This is a genomic window from Stutzerimonas stutzeri (assembly GCF_000935215.1).
Taxonomy (GTDB): Bacteria; Pseudomonadota; Gammaproteobacteria; order Pseudomonadales; family Pseudomonadaceae; genus Stutzerimonas.
Genome location: NZ_JXXD01000288.1, coordinates 1 through 891, shown reverse-complemented (window position 1 = coordinate 891; position 891 = coordinate 1). Strand labels below are relative to the sequence as shown.

Below are 891 nucleotides of genomic sequence, written 5' to 3'. Positions count from 1 at the left end.
GGGGTTTGGGGAGCAATGGAACCAAAAACCAACGTAAGCCCTACCAACGCTTTTCGGTGTCTTCTTCCCAGGCGCCCATCTCGACAAAACAGTTGCGCATGTCGGCCTCCTGGCTGATCTCGGTCAGCAGGTCATGCACGCTCTTGTCCAGCTCATCGTCGCTCCGATACGGAATGGTCAACTCATAGTGGCCGGCATCCAGCCGCTTCATGCCATAGGGCTCCAGGCAGTAGCGCTCAATGTTCTCCGTGGCCCGCTTCCGGCCGCGCACGAACTTGCTGTTATTCACCACCGCGAGGCGCAGGGTGACGGTGGCCACCCGCTCGGCGGCGGGCGGCTCTGCCGGCGACGCGGCCGAAGGCTGCTGGTCGCGTGACCTGGCGCTCTTCTGGTACGCGCCGATCTCGACACCACGGTGGCGCAGGTAGCTGTACAGCGTGCTCTTGGAGATGTGCAGCTTCTCGCCGATCGCGCTGACGCTCAGGCGACCTTCGCGGTAGAGGGTTTCGGCCGCCATGGCGGTGGCCTCAGCCTTGGCTGGCAGGCCCTTGGGACGGCCACCGATCCGGCCACGCGCCCGTGCGGCCGACAGACCCGCCTGAGTCCGCTCGCGGATCAGCTCGCGCTCGAACTCCGCCAGCGAGGCGAACAGGTTGAACACCAGGCGGCCTTGGGCGTGGGTGGTGTCGATGGGGTCATTCAGGCTCTGTAAGCCGACCTTGCGCTCTGCCAGCTCGCCGACCAACTCGACCAGGTGCTTGAGGGAACGCCCAAGGCGATCCAGCTTCCAGATCACCACGGCATCACCCGGCCGCACGTTGGCCAGCAGTTTGTCCAACTCCGGCCGGGCGCTTTTCGCGCCGCTGGCGATGTCTTGGTAGATGCGTTCGC

The 891-nt window shown here is 65.1% G+C and carries 1 protein-coding gene; it reads right to left on the bottom strand.

Features of this window, described 5'->3' with window-relative positions:
* Window positions 1-40: 40 nt before the first annotated feature.
* Window positions 41-891 (bottom strand): recombinase family protein (locus tag LO50_RS21990; protein WP_044316368.1); only part of this gene is annotated, 851 nt, incomplete at its 5' end.